This is a genomic window from Vogesella perlucida, from assembly GCF_979366545.1.
Genome location: NZ_CEETRO010000008.1, coordinates 118,327 through 135,070, shown reverse-complemented (window position 1 = coordinate 135,070; position 16,744 = coordinate 118,327). Strand labels below are relative to the sequence as shown.

Here is a 16,744-nt window from a genome sequence, read left to right as displayed (position 1 = left end):
GCCATAAACTATTTGGCAAGTAGAAACACTTTATCGGCCAGATTCCCGATTACTGATAAAATAATACTAATCCGTTCGCACTAACAGGAAAACCCACATGAGCCAAACTCGTCACTGCCCCCTGCTGATCCTCGGTTCCGGCCCGGCTGGCTACACCGCCGCCGTCTACGCTGCACGCGCTAACCTGAAACCCGTGCTGATCACCGGTATGGCGCAAGGTGGCCAGCTGATGACCACGACCGAAGTGGACAACTGGCCAGCCGACGTAGCTGGCGTGCAAGGCCCGGAGCTGATGCAGCGCTTCCAGCAGCACGCAGAGCGCTTTGGTACCGAAATGATCTTTGACCACATCCACACCACCAAACTGGATGAAAAACCGATCCGCCTGATTGGCGATAGCGGCGAATACACCTGCGACGCGCTGATCATCGCCACGGGTGCCTCGGCCAAATACCTGGGCCTGCCGTCCGAACAAGCCTTCTCCGGCAAGGGCGTATCCGCCTGCGCTACCTGCGACGGTTTCTTCTACCGCAACCAGGATGTTGCCGTGGTCGGCGGCGGCGACACTGCCGTAGAAGAGGCCTTGTACCTGGCCAACATCGCCAAACACGTTACCCTGATTCACCGCCGCGACACCTTCCGTGCGGAAAAAATCATGATCGACAAGCTGATGGCCCGTGTTGCCGAAGGCAAAGTCACCCTGAAGCTGAACGCCAACCTGGACGAAGTGCTGGGTGACGACAGCGGCGTGACCGGCGCCCGCCTGAAGTTCAACGACGGCAGCACCGAAGACATCAAGCTGATGGGCGTGTTCATTGCCATTGGCCACAAGCCGAACACCGACATCTTCAAAGGCCAGCTGGAGCTGGATGAAACCGGCTACATCGTGACCCGTGGCGGCCGCGAAGGCAACGCCACCGCTACCAGCGTGCCGGGCGTGTTTGCCGCAGGCGATGTGCAGGACCACATCTACCGCCAGGCCATCACCAGCGCCGCTTCGGGCTGCCAGGCCGCACTGGATGCCGAGCGCTACCTGGACCACGGCTAAGCCACGTTGAAGTCGCTCAAAGAGCAGCTCAAGCCGATCAAACCACAGGCAAGGCCCGCAAGGGTCTTGCCTGTGGCCGTTGCGGCGCCGCCGGAGCCGGACTTCCCCAGCCTGATGCGCGATGTACGCCCACTCAAGCCGGACGGCCGCGTGCAACACCCGCTGCCCCGTCCCCGGCCACGGCCACTGCACCACGCAGCGCACCGCATCCACCACCCGGGCGAGAACGAACACGGCCTGTTTGCGCAGATGCTGGGCTGGTTCGAACCAGCGCACATCGACATCGAGCACCGCAGCCCAGGCATGCCGGCCCACACGCTGAAAAAGCTGAAAGCCGGCCACTGGCCGGTGTGTGCAGAGCTGGACCTGCACGGTCTGGACCGCTTCGAGGCGCACGAACAGCTAGCGCTGTTCCTGCACCGCGCCCGCCACCAGGGCCAGTGTGTGCGCATCATCCATGGCAAGGGCCTAAGCTCGCGCGGCGAACCCGTGTTACCCAAAATGGTCCGCAGCTGGCTGACCCACCACCCCGAAGTACTGGCCTTTTGTGAAACCCGCACCCAGCATGGCGGCAGCGGTGCCGTACTGGCACTACTCAAACGCCCCGGCTGAAACAAGGAAACAAGATGGAACACTGCCCAAGCTTTACCGCCCCTGCCACCTCCGGCCAGAGCATCACCCTGCCAGGCAGCGGCCTGACCGTACTGTACTTTTACCCCAAGGACAGCACGCCGGGCTGCACCACCCAGGCTATCGGCTTTCGTGACCACCACGCCGCCTTTGCTGCGGCCAACGTGACCATTGTGGGCGTATCACGCGACAGCCTGAAATCGCATGAAAACTTCAAGGCCAAATACGAATTGCCATTTGAATTGATCAGCGATCCGGAGGAAACTGTATGTAATCTGTTCGCTGTCATGAAGCTGAAAAATATGTACGGCAAACAGGTAAGAGGAATCGAACGCAGCACTTTCGTCATCGACAGCGCGGGCAATATCCTCAAAGCCTGGCGCGGCCTGAAGGTCCCCGGCCATGTCGAAGAAGTGCTGGCATTCGTGAATACCATTTAAGCGACGGGCCTGGCATACCGCGAGGCCCCGCTCATCAAGGGGCCTCACATCATGGCAAGCCGCAAAAAGACCAAAACCGTCAAGCTGTTTGTTCTCGATACCAACGTGCTGCTGCACGACCCTACCTGCCTGTTCCGCTTCGAGGAACACGACGTTTTCATCCCCATCATCACCCTGGAAGAACTGGACACCCACAAAAAGGGCATGACCGAAGTGGCCCGTAACGCGCGCCAGGCCAGCCGCTTTCTGGACGAAATCGTCAGCCAGGCCGCCGGCAATATCGACAGCGGCATTCCGCTCAAAAGTGCCAGCCGCGATGCCGCCACCGGCAAGCTGCGCCTGCAAACCCAGGCCATCCACGCCGTACTGCCCGCCAGCATGCCGGTAGGCAAAGCCGACAACCAGATCCTGGGCATCGTGGTGGCCCTGAAAGAGCGCGAACCGGAGCGCAGCGTGATTCTGGTGTCCAAAGACATCAATATGCGCATCAAGGCCAGCGCGCTGGGGCTGGAGGCAGAAGACTACTTCAACGACAAGGTGCTGGAAGACACCGACCTGCTGTACACCGGTACGCGTGAAATCGACGCCACCTTCTGGGAACGCAACGGCAAAGACCTGAAATCATGGCAGGAACACGGCCGCACCTACTACCAGATCAAAGGCCCCGACGTGACCAGCCTGCACCTGAACCAGCTGCTGTGGCAGCAAGGCGAGCAGCTGCTGCAGTGTCGCGTTACCCAGATCGACGGCAAAAGCGCCGTACTGGAAACGCTGAAAGACTACAGCCACCAGAAGAACAATGTGTGGGGCATCACTGCGCGTAACCGCGAGCAGAACTTTGCCCTGAACCTGCTGATGAACCCCGAGGTAGACTTTGTCACCCTGCTGGGACAGGCCGGCACCGGCAAAACCCTGCTTACGTTGGCCGCAGGCCTGGCCATGACGCTGGAACAAAAACTGTACAGCGAAATCATCATGACCCGTGTTACCGTGCCGGTGGGCGAGGACATTGGCTTTCTGCCCGGCACCGAGGAAGAAAAAATGCTGCCGTGGATGGGCGCGCTGGAAGACAACCTGGACGTACTCAACCGCAATGAAGACGACGGTGGCGACTGGGGCCGCGCGGCCACGCGCGACCTGATCCGCAGCCGTATCAAGGTCAAATCGCTGAACTTCATGCGTGGCCGCACCTTCCTCAACAAATACCTGATCATCGACGAAGCGCAGAACCTGACACCCAAGCAGATGAAAACTCTGATTACCCGCGCCGGCCCCGGCACCAAGGTCGTCTGCCTGGGCAACATCAGCCAGATCGATACCCCGTATCTGACCGAGGGCAGTTCAGGCCTGACCTACGTGGTAGACCGTTTCAAAGGCTGGGACCATTCCGGCCATATCACCCTGCAGCGCGGCGAACGCTCGCGCCTGGCAGACCACGCCGCCGAGGTATTGTGAGTTCCCTACATCTTGAATTGATACACCAAGCCGCAGCAGGGGCAGCGCACAGCGCGCCACCCCTGCTTTTTATTCACGGCGCCTATAGCAGTGCCAGCTGCTGGCAGGTCAATTTCCTGCCGTGGTTTGCCGCACAAGGCTACGACTGCTGGGCACTTAGCCTGGAAGGCCACGGCCACAGCGACGGCAAGGCCTGGCTGGCCGCCGTGAGCATAGACGACTACGTAGCCAACGTAGGCCAGGCCATCCGCCAAATCGGCACCCTGCCGGTACTGATCGGCCACTCCATGGGCGGCTTTGTCGCGCAACAATACCTGCAACAGCAGCAGGCTGCAGGGCTGGTACTGCTGGCGTCGGTGCCGCACACCGGGCTGGCCGCCTCCACCTGGCGGCTGTTCCAGCAAGCGCCAGACGTGCTTATCGGGCTGAACATGTTCCAGAGTGGCCGCCAGTCCCCTGCCGTAGGTGACCTGCGCCATATGCTGTTTTCGGATGACGCGCCGGCCAGCACCGTGGCCTGGATGGCGGCCAACAGCCAGGTAGAAAGCCTGCGCGCCATTATGGACATGTCCATGGTACCGCCGTTTAACCGCACTCAACTGCGGCTGCCCACCCTGCTGCTGGGTGGCGAGCACGACCACCTGGTCAGCGCCGCCGAAGTACGCCAGATGGGCACTGCCCTGAACCTGCCCGTCGAGATCCTGCCCGATATGGCACACATGATGATGCTGGACACGCGCTGGCAGCAGGTGGCACAGCGCATTGATCAATGGCTGCAACAACACTTGATGACATAGTCACGCTTTGCTACCGTGTACACCCCCGCCCGGCCATCGCCGGGTTTTGCATATATGCCAGGCTTTGCTGGCAGCGTTTTTTTACCGACAGGAAACAAATCATGGCTGGTAGTAGCCTGCTGATGCTGATTGATGACATTGCCACCATCCTGGACGATGTCGCCGTAATGACCAAGGTTGCCGCCAAGAAAACCGCCGGCGTGCTGGGTGACGACCTGGCACTGAACGCACAACAAGTCGCAGGCGTACAGGCCGACCGCGAGCTGCCGGTCGTCTGGGCCGTCGCCGTGGGCTCGCTGCGCAACAAGGCGATTCTGGTGCCGCTGGCCCTGGCCATCAGTGCCTTTGCACCGGTACTGATTACCCCGCTGCTGATGGTAGGCGGCGCGTTCCTGTGCTTTGAAGGCGTAGAAAAACTGGCGCACAAATACCTGCACGCCGCCGAAGAAAGCGCCGAACACCACGACAGGTTGGCCGCACTGACCAACCCGGCAGTCGATATGGTGGCCTACGAAAAAGACAAAATCAAAGGCGCCATCACTACCGACTTCATCCTGTCTGCCGAAATCATCGCCATTACACTGGGCACCGTGGCCAGCCAGCCTTTCATGTCGCAGCTGGTGGTACTGGCCGGCATCTCGCTGATCATGACAGTGGGCGTATACGGCCTGGTGGCCGGCATTGTGAAGCTGGACGATATCGGCCTCTACCTCGCGCGAAAACCCGGCGCGGGCAGCCAGCAGCTGGGCCGTTTGCTGGTGAACGCAGCCCCGCCGCTGATGCGCTTTCTGGCCGTGGCCGGCACCATTGCCATGTTCCTGGTAGGCGGCGGCATCCTCACCCATGGCCTGCCGTTTGCCCACCACGCCATTGAAGCTGCCACCCATAGCGTGGCAGGCATCGCCGGCATGGGCGGCCTGCTAGCGGCCATCGTACCGGCTGTGCTGGATGGCCTGTTCGGCATCGTAGCCGGTGCGCTGGTGCTGGCCGTGGTGATGCTGATCGGCAAACTGCGCGGCGGCGCTGCTGCACATTAAGCCAACCGCACAGTAAAAAACCCCGCCAATCGGCGGGGTTTTTCTTTGGTTGGCAGGCAGCCCTGCGGCCAACCTTTACTCAGGCAAAGCGCCGCGAGGCGTCCAGTGCCAGGCCGCTACCGATACTGCCATAGCGGTCGCCTTCCACCGCACGGGCGGCGGGGAACATGGCGGCAATGCGCTCGCGCAGCAGCGGCACACCGCTGGAGCCGCCGGTAAAGAACACGGTATCCACCTCGGCCGCCTGCAGCTGTGCGTCGGCCAGCAAGCGCGCAACCGTGCTTTCGATGCTGACAATCTGCTTTTCAATGGCCTCATCAAAATCGGCACGCGCAATATCATGGAACAGCGCTTTTTCGATCTCGCCCATGTCCAGCCGCGTTTGCGCCGCGTCGGACAGTGCAATCTTGGCAGCTTCTACCTGAATGGCCAGCCAGTGGCCGGCGCGCTTGTCGATCAGCGAAAACAGGCGGTCCAGCTTGCCCTGCTCCAGCGCGTCCGGGTATACACCCTGCAGGTCAGACAGGGCTTTGCGGGTGTAGGCAAAGTTAATGGTGTGCCAGGTAGCCAAGTTGAAGTAAAAGCCGGACGGCACCTCGGCGTTATTCTTCAGGCGCGAGCGGTAGCCCAGCTGCGGCATGACAGAATGCAGGCTGAGCTGCTTGTCAAAGTCGGTACCACCAATATGCACACCACCGTTGGCCAGAATATCGGCGCGACGGTCCAGCAGATGGGCGCGCTCGGGCGCCAGGCGCAGTAAGGAAAAGTCGGAGGTACCGCCGCCGATATCCACAATCAGCACCAGCTCTTCGCGCTGGATGCGGCTTTCGTAGTCGAAAGCAGCCGCGATGGGCTCGAACTGGAAGGCAACCTCTTTAAAGCCCACCTTGCGGGCGATCTCGCCTAGCGTATCTTGTGCCAGGCGGTCGGCTACCGGGTCGTCATCCACAAAGAAAACCGGGCGGCCAAACACGGCCTGCTCGAAGCCACGGCCGGCGTTCTGTTCGGCACGCTGCTTGAGCTGGCCGATAAACATGGACAGCAAATCCAGAAAACGCAGCGGGCGGCCTTGCACTTCGGTCTGGCCATTCATCAGGCTGGTGCCCAGAATGCTCTTGAGCGAGCGCATCAGGCGGCCTTCGTAGCCATCCAGGTACTCGGCAATAGCCGCGCGGCCCACGGAGGTGCTTTCTTCTTCGGCATTGAAAAAGATCACCGATGGCAGGGTTGTCTTGCCCTCTTCCAGCGCCAGCAGGCTGGGCACACCGGGGCGGCACCAGCCCACTGTCGAATTGGACGTACCAAAGTCCACGCCACAGGCTTGTACGGTCATGTTCATCCACCCCCTCAGGCAAAAGGAGCGGGATTATAGCGAATCTTCAGCCACCTGCCGCGACTTTCTGCACTGTACGCACGGGGCCGGCCGCTTCTATGATGCATGCCTGCAAATCACGATAAAAACCCAGCAAAAACAGCCACTCAGCCACCACAAACAGCGGCCCCACCAGCAGGCCCACCAGGTCATCCACAAACGCCGGCTTGCGCCCTTCGTAAGCATGGCCGACAAACTGTATTACCCAGCCCGCCACAAACAGCGCCAGACCTAGCCACAGCCCCCACGGCAAAGCCGCCAGCACGGTACCCGCCCAGCCTGCCAGCAACATCACCACCGCCATCAGCGCCCCCAGCGCCAGGTCCAGCCGCAGGTAAAACAAAATGGCACCCAGCAACACCGGGTGCAAGGCCAGCAGGCCCATCCCCAATGGCAGGCAAGCCAGCAACACCGCCACCGCCAGCACGATGAGCGGGATGCCCACAAAATGCGTATGGATATTGCGCAGATCGCGGTGATAACAGGCGTAATTGACTAAATGCGCTTGCAGCGTTTTCATGGTGAACCTCCATCGTCGGGAAGCAACATCATGCCTTTGCACCACCAGGCTTTCTGTCAAGCAGGCGACAAAACCCTCGCTTTACGCCTGCTGACCAGCAGCAGCTGGTTTGCCGGCCTGCCAGACACCCTGCAAACCAGCCTGCAATCGCTGGGCCGTAGCCGGGCACTGTCTGGCGGTGACTACCTCTTTTTACAGGGCGACCCGGCCGACGGGCTTTACTGCGTGCTGCAAGGTAGCGTGCTGATTGGCAGCAGTTCGGTGGTGGGTAAGAACAGCGTATTGGCGCGCCTCGCCCCCGGGCAGTGGTTTGGCGAGGTGGCGCTGTTTGATCACGGCCCGCGCACACACCACGCCCACACCGATGGCGGCTGCCTGCTATGGCATGTACCGCACGGCCCGCTGCAGGCCTGGCTGGCCACCTGGCCGCAGGGCTGGTACTACCTGGGCCAGCTGATGGCCGGCAAAACCCGCCAGCTGATGAGCGGGCTGGCACAACAAACCCTGCTATCGCCTGAGGCCCGGCTGGCACAGCGCCTGTTACTGCTGGCCGGCAGCGGCCACGCGGTGAGCCTGAGCCAGGAGGCGCTGGCCAGTGCCACCGGCATCAGCCGGCAAACCTGCAACACCATCCTGGGCCAGTTGGCCGATGCTGGCTTGATCACGGTGGCGCGCAAGCAGCTTACCTTGCTGGACAAACCTGCCTTGCAACAGCTAGGCAACCGCTAGCTATACAAATCACCGCCATCTGCCGCACAAGCGCATTAAAATGCGCACATGAGCCTGCTAAACACCCATGCCATGGGCCGCGCCCTGGCCACCCGTCTGCTGTTCCTGTTTGCCCTGGTACTCAGTGCCGTGGTGATGGGCACGCTGGGCTACCACTTGCTGGAAGGCTGGAGCCTGTTCGACAGCCTGTACATGACCGTTATCACCCTGGCCACCATCGGCTATGGCGAAACGCACCCGCTGGATACCGTTGGCCGCATTTTCACCGTGGTGCTGATCATCTTTGGCACCGGCGTGATGGGCTACGGCATTTCATCCCTGACCCTGCTACTGTTTCAGGGCGACCTGCCCCACTACCTGCGCGTACGCAAAATGGACAAAATCATCTCCCGCCTGGAAAACCACATCATTATCTGCGGCCTCAGCCGCACCGGCCTGTACGCGCTGGAAGAACTTACGCGCAGCGGCCACGACGTGGTGATCATCGAAAAGAGCGAAGCACAAATACAGCAATGGTTGGCGGGCAAAGAGCGCCCCTATATCGTGGGGGACGCCACCGAGGACGATAACTTGCTGGCCGCAGGCATTGAACGCGCCCAGGCCATCATCACCAGCCTGACATCGGACGCCGACAACGCCTTTGTGGTGGTGACGGCCCGCAGCCTGAACAGCCAGCTGTCCATCGTATCGAAAGCCGAAACCGAAAGCGCCCGCAAAAAGCTGCTGGCTGTCGGCGCAGACCAGGTGGTGATTCCGTCCTACCTGGGCGGCATGAATATGGCCAACCTGGTGATCAAGCCGGAAACCCTGCACTTTTTCGAGCGCCTGCACTCGCGCTACCCCAATACTTTCCGCGCCCAGGTGGTGCCGGTAGAGCCGCTATGGCTTGGCCGCAGCATTGCCGAGTGTCTGCCGGTGAGTGATGGCAGCGTGATTGTGGTAGCGCTGGAAATGCCGGGTGGCGAGGTGGCATTCAACCCCCCGGCAGAAACCCTGCTGGGCGAAGGCCAGTCGCTGATGATCATCGGGCGCAAGGCAGTACACTCACCCGCCCCGCCCGAGGCGGCACAGGCATGAAAAAAGGTTGGCCGCGGCCAACCTTTTTTCATGCGTCAGGGCAGATCAGCCGAAGTGGCACACGTAGTGGACGGTTTCCAGCACTTCGATCTGGAACGAGCTCTCGCCCGGCACAGTAAACGACTGGCCAGCACCATAGGTCGTCGCCTCTGTCTCGCCCGCCAGCGTCACCTTGCACTGGCCGTCGATCAGCTCCATCACCTCGGGGGCACCAGTGCTGAACAGCAGCTTGGCCGGCAAGATCACCCCTACAGACTTGCGGGTACCATCCGGCAGCACCACGGTATGGCTCACGCACTTGCCATCAAAATAGACATTGGCCTTCTTGACCACACTTACATTATCGAACTGGCTCATGATTTCTCCTTGTTTGGGCACGGCCGTTACACGGCTCTTATCTGCATCATGCCCGCAGCCGATTTGCAGCGTCAATAAATGAAACGGGGCGTCAAACGCCCCGCCATGGCCCCAGACGCCGCCACCAGCCCACAAGCCAAGCGGATTCAAGCACTTGCCCGCCCCCGCTAGCGCACATGCGGCAGCACGAAGCCCCGCGCTATCATGTCGCGCACCACCAGGTTGAAACAGGCAATCCAGGCCGGGTCAAACTGTGACTCGCACGCATTCACCTCGGCAACCGCGCGCAGCAGCGAGCGCACCTGACGGCGCTGGCCGTGTTTCAGGATGACCGCCTCAAAGGTATCGATAATGGCCAGCAACTTGGCCCCCTCGCAAATCATGCCTGCGCGCTTGCCTGCCGGGTAGCCGGTACCATCGATACGCTCGTGATGCTCGCGTACAATGCGCGCGGCCTCGTCCCAACCGCTCATGCGGGCCAGCATGTCTGCCCCCCAGCCTGGGTGAGCAGCCAACTGCAGGCGGTCTGTATCGCTTAGCTTGCCATGCTTGAGCCAGAGCTCTTCCGGCAAGAACATCATGCCCACATCGTGCATGTATACGGCCGCTTCCAGCTGCAGCGGGTCAATAGGCTGGGTAGACGCCTCATTACACGCTGCGGCCAGCAGCAGGTTACGCTCGGTACGCCCCTGAAACAGTAGCGAGCGCTGCTCGAACTGCAATGCCAGGGTGCGAAAGTACATCAGATCGGCATCAACCTGCGACGAACGCGGTACGGTGACCTGCGCCGGCTGCTGCGGCAAGAAGCCGGTCAGGCGCTTGATCACCAGCCACGCCTGCGCTTCTACCAGTGCCGGCGGTGTATCGTTCAGCTGGCTCATTTCGGCGACCAGCCGGTTAAAGTCGGCCAACGATACCTCCCGCCCGCTTTCCAGTTCGCTGATCACCAGCTCCAGCCGGTCCATGGCCAGCAGCAACAGCTGCTCCAGCGCCGCATCAAATGGCAGGCTGCCACTGCGCACACGGGAAAGCAGGTCTTCAGCGGCATGCACCATCGGCTCCACAAACGCCAGCCGGCACAAGCCGGCATCGCCTTTGATAGTGTGAAAAAGCCGCATCAGCTCGGCCAGCATGCCGCCATCGTTCGGGCTTTGCCGCAAGGCGGCCAGCAAATTGGCAGCACGCGGGGCGTAGTCGTCCAGCGCGTACTGAAAGTCGGAAAAACTTTCTTCATCTTCAATGCGGTAACGATCCATGGCTATCTCCAGAGGCTCAGGCTTATAAGCTGCCAGCGTGAATCTACTATAGTGTTTGCCCGGCAAACCCTGATAGCAAATACTGCCAATACCTGTATGCATGTCATGAAACCCCTATCGCCGATGCATTTTTTTTACGCCAGCCCGCAAAAAACACTTGCCGAGGCAATGAAGCACAGGCAGACTGCGTGCTGCAGTTTTTCAAGTCGTGATCTGTCAGTTGTTGTAGTGGCGTTGCCCGTACCACAGTTTGTCATTTCCCTTGATTGACATGCGCTTTTCTCATACTCAACGCTATTCTCATAAGGGAACAGAACATGGCAACCGGTACCGTTAAATGGTTTAACGACTCCAAGGGCTTCGGCTTCATCACTCCGGACAACGGCGGTGACGACGTATTCGCTCACTTCTCCCAGATCAACGCTAAAGGCTTCCGCACCCTGGCTGAAAACCAGCGCGTTAGCTTCGACATCGTTGACGGCCCTAAGGGCAAACAAGCTTCCAACATTCAGCCTCTGTAATTCAGAAGCTGGCTGTTACTAGCCTGTGAGAAAAACCCGGATGACTTCATCCGGGTTTTTTGTATTAGCGCATTAGCCGCGGCGACTTATCCGCCGCAGGAGCCACACAGTGGAAAGCTCACACGACGATATCATCGCTGCCACGCGAAACTGGCTGGAAAAAGCCGTCATCGGCCTGAATCTGTGCCCGTTTGCCAAGTCGGTATACGTAAAAGACCAGGTACGCATTGTCATCAGCGACGCCAAAGACCCTGCCACCCTGCTAGAACACCTGATGGCAGAGCTGCGCCTGCTGGCAGACAGCGAGCCGGAGGAGGTAGATACCACCTTGCTGGTACACCCCTACGTGCTACAGCGCTTTCTGGATTTCAATGACTTTCTGGAGATCGCAGACGCTGCCCTGGCCGATATGGGCCTGGAAGGCACGCTGCAAGTGGCCGACTTCCACCCCAAATTCCAGTTTGCCGGCACCACCATTAACGATGTCAGCAACAACACCAACCGCTCGCCATTCCCTACCCTGCACCTGATACGCGAAAGCAGTATCGAACGTGCGGTAGAAGCGTTCCCGGATGCCGCCACCATCTACGAGCGCAATATCGCCCTGATGCAAGAGATGGGTCGAGAAGGCTGGGAAGCGTTGAATGTCGGCGCGCCCAAAGCCAAATAAACCGCCACGATGTACTCTGCTTTGCGCCCGGTCGCAGAGAATAAAAAAGCCAGCTTACGCTGGCTTTTTTTATTCTCTGCCTTACTACCGGCTACCTGAATAAGACGGCTAAAACTTATTGATTGTGCGGGCACTTGCCGGTAACACTCTGGTAGCGGGCACGAATAAGCGGCATGTCGCGGGCAATATCACCGCTGGGTTCAAACATACCCATCACCCCACCCTGCTTTTTGGCGAAGTCCAGATAACCCAGCGCAATCGGCACCCCCGCGCCGCAAGCGATGTGATAGAAACCGGTCTTCCATTCTGCCACCTTGGCACGCGTCCCTTCCGGAGGAATCGCCACGGCCAACTGCGAGCTTCGGTTAAATACCTCTACCATTTGCTCTACCAGCGAATTCTTCTGACGGCGATCCACCGGGATGCCCCCCAGCCAGCGCATGATCGGGCCTTTCATGCCGGTAAACAGCGTGTGCTTGCCCATCCAGTACAGTTTGGCCCCACCGGCAAAGCAGAACATCAGGGTATAGGGGAAGTCCCAGTTACTGGTATGCGGCGCGCCAATCAGCACGTATTTCTTGTCTGCGGGAAACGCACCGTGCAAGCGCCAGCCCAGCAGCCGCAGCATGGCCAGGGAAAACCAGCGCAACAGCGTACGCAAGATCGGGGTATCAAATATGGTGAAATGCATCAAAAGCTACCGCAAGACTAAACGGCGCACTCTATAGCAGCACGCGCCCGTGGTAAATCAGCCATAGAAAAGAATACTCGAACCAGTCTATTCGATAGATTTTGCCAGACGAATACAACACTTACCCACCAGATGCCACACACAAGTTACACAACACGCACATGATACTTGCGCACTACGCTGGCACGGCGTAATAAAGCAGTAACGCTAAGCGGTCAGATTGCTAGATAGAGCAGCATCCCTTCAAAGGAGAAGCCGTCATGTCGCAGTATCAGTCCAAGTCTTCGTACTATGAAGTTCGTGCCGAAGTGCGCAGTAACGCACTCGCTGGCAAACCCATGCCACGTAGCCGCCCTTGTGATATCCGCAATGCCGCAGCACGCCGCGAAATAGAGCGGCGGCGGATAGAACGCGAAGCAAGGGAATAAACCCGCCAGCCTGCTGGCACACCTACTCACCCCAACACACCCTGCTGCATGGCACCACGCAGCGGGCGGTAGCTGTCACCGTTTTACAGGCCGCCTGGACGACCACAAAAAAAGCGCCCCACCGGGCGCTTTTTCAATACCAAATGCTTGCCACACCTACAGCTCGCCCACCACGTCGCCAGGGCTGGCCAGCGCCGGCTCGCAGGGAAGCCATACGCGGAACACCGCGCCGCCGGCATCCAGGTTGGCCGCATGGATATCACCGCCATAGCGCTCTACCAGACCCAGACACACCCACAAGCCCAGGCCACTGCCGTCCGCCTTGCGCGTAAAGAAAGGCGTAAACAGCTGCGCCATGTCACCCGGTGCGATACCCGGCCCGCTATCCGAGACAGACAACAACACACCCGCCTGGCCATCCCGCCCTGGGCAATCCTGCGTGGCCAGCGCCAGCATGCCGCCATCCGGCATGGCCTGCAGCGCGTTGAGCAGCAGGTTGATCAGCACCTGCTGCAGCTCGTAGCGATTCACCAGCAAGGCGCCCGCGGCTTGCCAATCCTTGCTCACGGCCACGTGGCTACGCCCCAGCTGGTGACTCACCAGCACCAGGCCATCCTGAAAAACCTCCTCTGGCCGCACTTGCTGCAGGTAGCCTGCGTATTCGCTGGGGCGTGCGTACTGCAGCAACTTGGCCACGATCAGGCGGATACGCTGCACTTGCTCGTTCAGCAGGCGGAACTCCTCGGCTACCGGCGCGGCGGCCTCACCCAGCAGCTCGCGCATCAGTTCCAGGTTGCCCTGCATTACCGCCACCGGGTTGTTAACCTCGTGCGCAATGCCTGCAGCCAACTGGCCAATGGCCGCCAGCTTTTCCGATTTGAACAGCTGCTGCTGCGCCGTGAGCAGCGTCTGGTTGGCCGCCGCCAGCTCGCGCGTACGCTCGGCCACTTTGTCGTCCAGCTCGGCGGCCCAACGGGTAAGCGCCTGGTTCTGTGACTGGATGCGGTCCAGCAGGTGGTCAAAATGGCTGGCCAGCAGGGCCAGCTCGTCGTCTTGCGGCAGCGTGCCAACGCGGGCATCCAGCTGCCCGGCCTCTACCTGGCGCATGGTGGCGCGCAGCCGCCCTACCGGGTGAATAACCGACTGCGCAAAACGCCAGCTCACCCAGGCCGCTACGGCCATGGTGATGGCAAACAGCACAAACAGCACGGCCAGCGCCATCCATTTGGCCAGCACAAAAGGCTGCTCCAGAAAGCCCACGTACAACATGCCTACCCGCTCGCCACGGCTATCCTGCAGTGGCTGGTAGCCGGAAACATACCAGTCGCCCACCACCAGCGCGCGGTCCAGCCACAGCTGGCCATGCTCCAGCACACGCTCGGCTACCGCACCGGACACGCGGGTACCAATGGCGCGCCCGCCATGGGGCAGCGCGACCGTGGTGGCAATCCGCACATCATCCAGAAACAGCGTCGTTGAGCCACGGCTACGCTGCGGCAGCGAGCCCGGCGGGTAAACCAGGTGCTGGATGCGGTCGACAAAATCCACATTGCGGTTCAACAACAAGCCCCCCACCAGCGCCAGGCGCCGGCCCGGTACAGCGGCCGCAGCGTGCAGCACCAGCCCGGTCTGGCTTTGCTGCTGCAGGCTGGGCCGTGCGCCGCGCGTAGGGCGCAGGTCGATACGCGCCCGTTGCTGCAAGGCCGGTGACAGTGCGGCCAACTGTGCGGAGCTAAACGCATCCAGCGCCACACGGCTTTGCCCGCTCAGCCCGGCAGCTGGCACTCCGCCGGCGGGGTAGATGTGGTGCCGCGCACCACTGAGCGAGCTGGCCAGCACCTGGCGCTGCTCGTCGACCAGCAACAGGTAGTCCAGCGCCAGCGACTGCGCACGTGCCTGCAATAGGGCATCCAGCCCGGGGCCCGGGCGGCGCTGGGCGTCGGCCAGGGCCTCGGAGTTAGCCAGGGCCTCGATGCTGCGGCCAACGTCACCCTGTACCCGTTCAAAATAGGTGGTAGCCACCGCCAGGTCGCTGCGCACCTTGAACACCAGCAGTTCCTGAAACGCCGCCCCACCCCAACCGGCCAGCAGCAATAACAGCACCGGGAAGCCCACCACCAGCGGAAACAGCGCCAGCGCCACAAAGCGGGTGCGTACCGAGCGGTTCAGCGGCTGCATCAGCCGCTGCCATAACCGTGCTACTCGCCCCAAGCCAGACATTTCCGCTCCAGTGTCTTGCGCGAGATACCCAGGCGGCGCGCCGCCTCGGACTTATTGCCGCCACAGGCCGCCAGAATGGCGCGGATATGGCGGTTTTCCACCTCGGCCAGGCACTCGTCAGCCCCTGCCAGGTTGGCCGCAGGCTCGTCAGCCGGGCTCGCGCCCCCCACCGCACGGGTACACGGCAGGTCGCGCGGCACGTAGCCCAGGATCAGCGAACGCTCTACCAGGTTTTTCAGCTCGCGCACATTGCCTGGCCAGTCGTAGGCGGCCATGGCCGCCAGAATGGCCGGCTCCACCTCTACCGGCTGCACCCCCAGCGCAGGGCTGAGCAGGTCCATGAAGTGCGCGGCCAACTCGGGCAGATCCTCGGTGCGCTCGCGCAGCGGCGGCAGGTGCAGCTCCAGTACCTGCAGGCGGTAATACAGGTCGGCGCGGAAGCGCCCGGCGGCCACTTCGTCCGCCAGCGGTTTGTTGGTAGCGGCAATCACGCGCACGTCTACCTTGATCTCTTGCTCCGAGCCCACCGGCCGGATGCGCCGCTCCTCCAGCACGCGCAGCAGCTTGGCCTGGATCGGCAGCGGCAGCTCGCCGATTTCATCCAGAAACAGCGTACCGCCACGAGCGTAGTAAAACAGGCCATCGCGGCTGCCGGTGGCACCGGTGTAGGCGCCCTTTACGTGGCCGAACAGCTCGCTTTCGATCAGCTCCTGCGCGATGGCCGCGCAATTTACCGGCACAAAGCTGGCATTGGCGCGCGGGCTTTGCTGGTGCAGGGCGCGCGCCACCACCTCTTTGCCAGTACCCGACTCACCCTGGATCAGCACGGTAGAAGGCATGGGCGCAAAGCGCTGCAGCAGCGTGCGCAGCTCGGCAATGGCGGGCGAGTGGCCGATCAAGCCATCGCGGCTAACGTGGCTGCGGCTGGCGTGCGATGCCACCTCGCGGCGCAGCACCCAGTTTTCCGCCTCTAGCCGCGCCCGCTCGAAGGCACGCCGTGCCGAGTTGATCAGCTGCGCCAGCGAAAACGGTTTGAGCAGAAAGTCGGACGCGCCGGCGCGCAGCGCGTCGATGGCGGTTTCCACGTCGGCAAACGCCGTCATCAGGATGACTTCGCTGTTTACCCCGCGCTCGCGCAGCTGCTTGAGCCAGTTCACGCCCGACATGCCGGGCAGCGAGATATCCAGCACGATCAGGTCAAAACGCTGCTGTGCCACGAGTGGCTCGGCGTCTTCCACGCTACCGGCGGCATGCACGCTGCCGCAGCGCACTTCCAGCGCTCGGCGGATGAAATTCACCATACCCGGCTCGTCATCCACCACCAGCACGCTGTAGCTGCCCCATGGTTTGGCCGCGCTATCAGCGGCGGCCGCCAAGGTATTTTCTCGCTGCAAGACCCTACTCCTTCTGCGGACAAATAGTCGCACCGCGCGCAGGGCCATTGCGACTATTTGTCTGGTGCGCCATGCGGCCAACCTTGGCCAGCCACACGCAAC

Annotated in this window: 18 protein-coding genes; 11 read left to right on the top strand and 7 right to left on the bottom strand. The window is 61.2% G+C overall.

The genetic code is table 11. The annotated features are described in order from the left end of the window. Window positions 1-97 precede the first annotated feature (97 nt). The 6 genes from trxB (at window position 98) to ACZ9XP_RS12875 (ending at window position 5,407) form a co-directional block, all read left to right on the top strand. Window positions 98-1,048 (top strand): thioredoxin-disulfide reductase, encoded by a 951-nt coding sequence (gene trxB, locus ACZ9XP_RS12900; protein WP_017508361.1) that lies wholly within the window; start codon window positions 98-100, stop codon window positions 1,046-1,048. A gap of 72 nt (window positions 1,049-1,120) precedes the next feature. After that, window positions 1,121-1,660, top strand: coding sequence for a Smr/MutS family protein (locus tag ACZ9XP_RS12895; RefSeq protein ID WP_240803468.1), 540 nt, complete (start codon window positions 1,121-1,123; stop codon window positions 1,658-1,660). A 14-nt stretch (window positions 1,661-1,674) separates the two neighbouring features. Continuing rightward, entirely contained in the window at window positions 1,675-2,118 is a 444-nt protein-coding gene (locus ACZ9XP_RS12890) for a peroxiredoxin (RefSeq protein ID WP_147687874.1), read from the top strand. 51 nt (window positions 2,119-2,169) lie between these two features. Continuing rightward, window positions 2,170-3,573 carry a PhoH family protein gene (locus ACZ9XP_RS12885; protein ID WP_147687872.1) on the top strand — a complete coding sequence of 468 codons (1,404 nt, stop codon included), beginning with the start codon at window positions 2,170-2,172 and terminating at the stop codon, window positions 3,571-3,573. Continuing rightward, a complete protein-coding gene (locus ACZ9XP_RS12880) occupies window positions 3,570-4,370 on the top strand; it encodes an alpha/beta fold hydrolase (RefSeq protein WP_147687870.1) in 801 nt (266 codons plus the stop codon). Before ACZ9XP_RS12885 ends, ACZ9XP_RS12880 begins: the two co-directional genes overlap by 4 nt. 101 nt (window positions 4,371-4,471) lie before the next feature. Further along, a complete protein-coding gene (locus ACZ9XP_RS12875) occupies window positions 4,472-5,407 on the top strand; it encodes a DUF808 domain-containing protein (RefSeq protein ID WP_147687868.1) in 936 nt (311 codons plus the stop codon). A gap of 79 nt (window positions 5,408-5,486) precedes the next feature. On the opposite strand, the gene ACZ9XP_RS12870 is transcribed toward ACZ9XP_RS12875, so the two are convergent. Together ACZ9XP_RS12870 and ACZ9XP_RS12865 are read right to left on the bottom strand one after the other, a co-directional pair. Next, window positions 5,487-6,746, bottom strand: coding sequence for an Hsp70 family protein (locus tag ACZ9XP_RS12870; protein ID WP_240803464.1), 1,260 nt, complete (start codon window positions 6,744-6,746; stop codon window positions 5,487-5,489). A gap of 40 nt (window positions 6,747-6,786) precedes the next feature. Further along, complete coding sequence (locus tag ACZ9XP_RS12865) at window positions 6,787-7,299, bottom strand: Mpo1-like protein (RefSeq protein WP_147687866.1); 513 nt, start codon at window positions 7,297-7,299, stop codon at window positions 6,787-6,789. 30 nt (window positions 7,300-7,329) lie between these two features. On the opposite strand from ACZ9XP_RS12865, the gene ACZ9XP_RS12860 reads away from it, so the two are divergent. Both ACZ9XP_RS12860 and ACZ9XP_RS12855 read left to right on the top strand, forming a co-directional pair. Beyond that, window positions 7,330-8,028: a Crp/Fnr family transcriptional regulator gene (locus ACZ9XP_RS12860; RefSeq protein ID WP_170253713.1), complete on the top strand. Its 699-nt coding sequence runs from the start codon at window positions 7,330-7,332 to the stop codon at window positions 8,026-8,028. 48 nt (window positions 8,029-8,076) lie between these two features. After that, window positions 8,077-9,105 carry a potassium channel family protein gene (locus tag ACZ9XP_RS12855; protein ID WP_147687862.1) on the top strand — a complete coding sequence of 343 codons (1,029 nt, stop codon included), beginning with the start codon at window positions 8,077-8,079 and terminating at the stop codon, window positions 9,103-9,105. A gap of 45 nt (window positions 9,106-9,150) precedes the next feature. On the opposite strand, the gene ppnP is transcribed toward ACZ9XP_RS12855, so the two are convergent. After that, entirely contained in the window at window positions 9,151-9,462 is a 312-nt protein-coding gene (gene ppnP, locus ACZ9XP_RS12850) for a pyrimidine/purine nucleoside phosphorylase (protein ID WP_147687860.1), read from the bottom strand. Between the two features lie 167 nt (window positions 9,463-9,629). Continuing rightward, window positions 9,630-10,718 (bottom strand): HD domain-containing phosphohydrolase, encoded by a 1,089-nt coding sequence (locus tag ACZ9XP_RS12845; RefSeq protein ID WP_170253712.1) that lies wholly within the window; start codon window positions 10,716-10,718, stop codon window positions 9,630-9,632. 317 nt (window positions 10,719-11,035) lie between these two features. On the opposite strand from ACZ9XP_RS12845, the gene ACZ9XP_RS12840 reads away from it, so the two are divergent. Both ACZ9XP_RS12840 and ACZ9XP_RS12835 read left to right on the top strand, forming a co-directional pair. Next, a complete protein-coding gene (locus ACZ9XP_RS12840) occupies window positions 11,036-11,239 on the top strand; it encodes a cold-shock protein (protein ID WP_026107859.1) in 204 nt (67 codons plus the stop codon). Window positions 11,240-11,348: 109 nt separating this feature from the next. Then, complete coding sequence (locus ACZ9XP_RS12835) at window positions 11,349-11,909, top strand: DUF1415 domain-containing protein (RefSeq protein ID WP_147687856.1); 561 nt, start codon at window positions 11,349-11,351, stop codon at window positions 11,907-11,909. Window positions 11,910-12,024: 115 nt separating this feature from the next. Here ACZ9XP_RS12835 and ACZ9XP_RS12830 read toward each other — a convergent pair whose 3' ends face one another. Beyond that, window positions 12,025-12,600 (bottom strand): lysophospholipid acyltransferase family protein, encoded by a 576-nt coding sequence (locus tag ACZ9XP_RS12830; protein WP_170253711.1) that lies wholly within the window; start codon window positions 12,598-12,600, stop codon window positions 12,025-12,027. A gap of 260 nt (window positions 12,601-12,860) precedes the next feature. Here ACZ9XP_RS12830 and ACZ9XP_RS12825 point away from each other — a divergent pair, with 260 nt between their 5' ends. Further along, the gene (locus ACZ9XP_RS12825) at window positions 12,861-13,028 is read left to right on the top strand and encodes a hypothetical protein (protein ID WP_017508347.1); all 168 of its coding nucleotides are present in this window, start codon (window positions 12,861-12,863) and stop codon (window positions 13,026-13,028) included. A 156-nt stretch (window positions 13,029-13,184) separates the two neighbouring features. Here the strand turns inward: ACZ9XP_RS12825 and ACZ9XP_RS12820 are convergent, their stop codons facing one another. Beyond that, entirely contained in the window at window positions 13,185-15,206 is a 2,022-nt protein-coding gene (locus tag ACZ9XP_RS12820; RefSeq protein WP_147687854.1) for a cache domain-containing protein, read from the bottom strand. Between the two features lie 20 nt (window positions 15,207-15,226). Further along, window positions 15,227-16,642 (bottom strand): sigma-54-dependent transcriptional regulator, encoded by a 1,416-nt coding sequence (locus tag ACZ9XP_RS12815; RefSeq protein WP_147687852.1) that lies wholly within the window; start codon window positions 16,640-16,642, stop codon window positions 15,227-15,229. Between the last annotated feature and the right edge of the window lie 102 nt (window positions 16,643-16,744).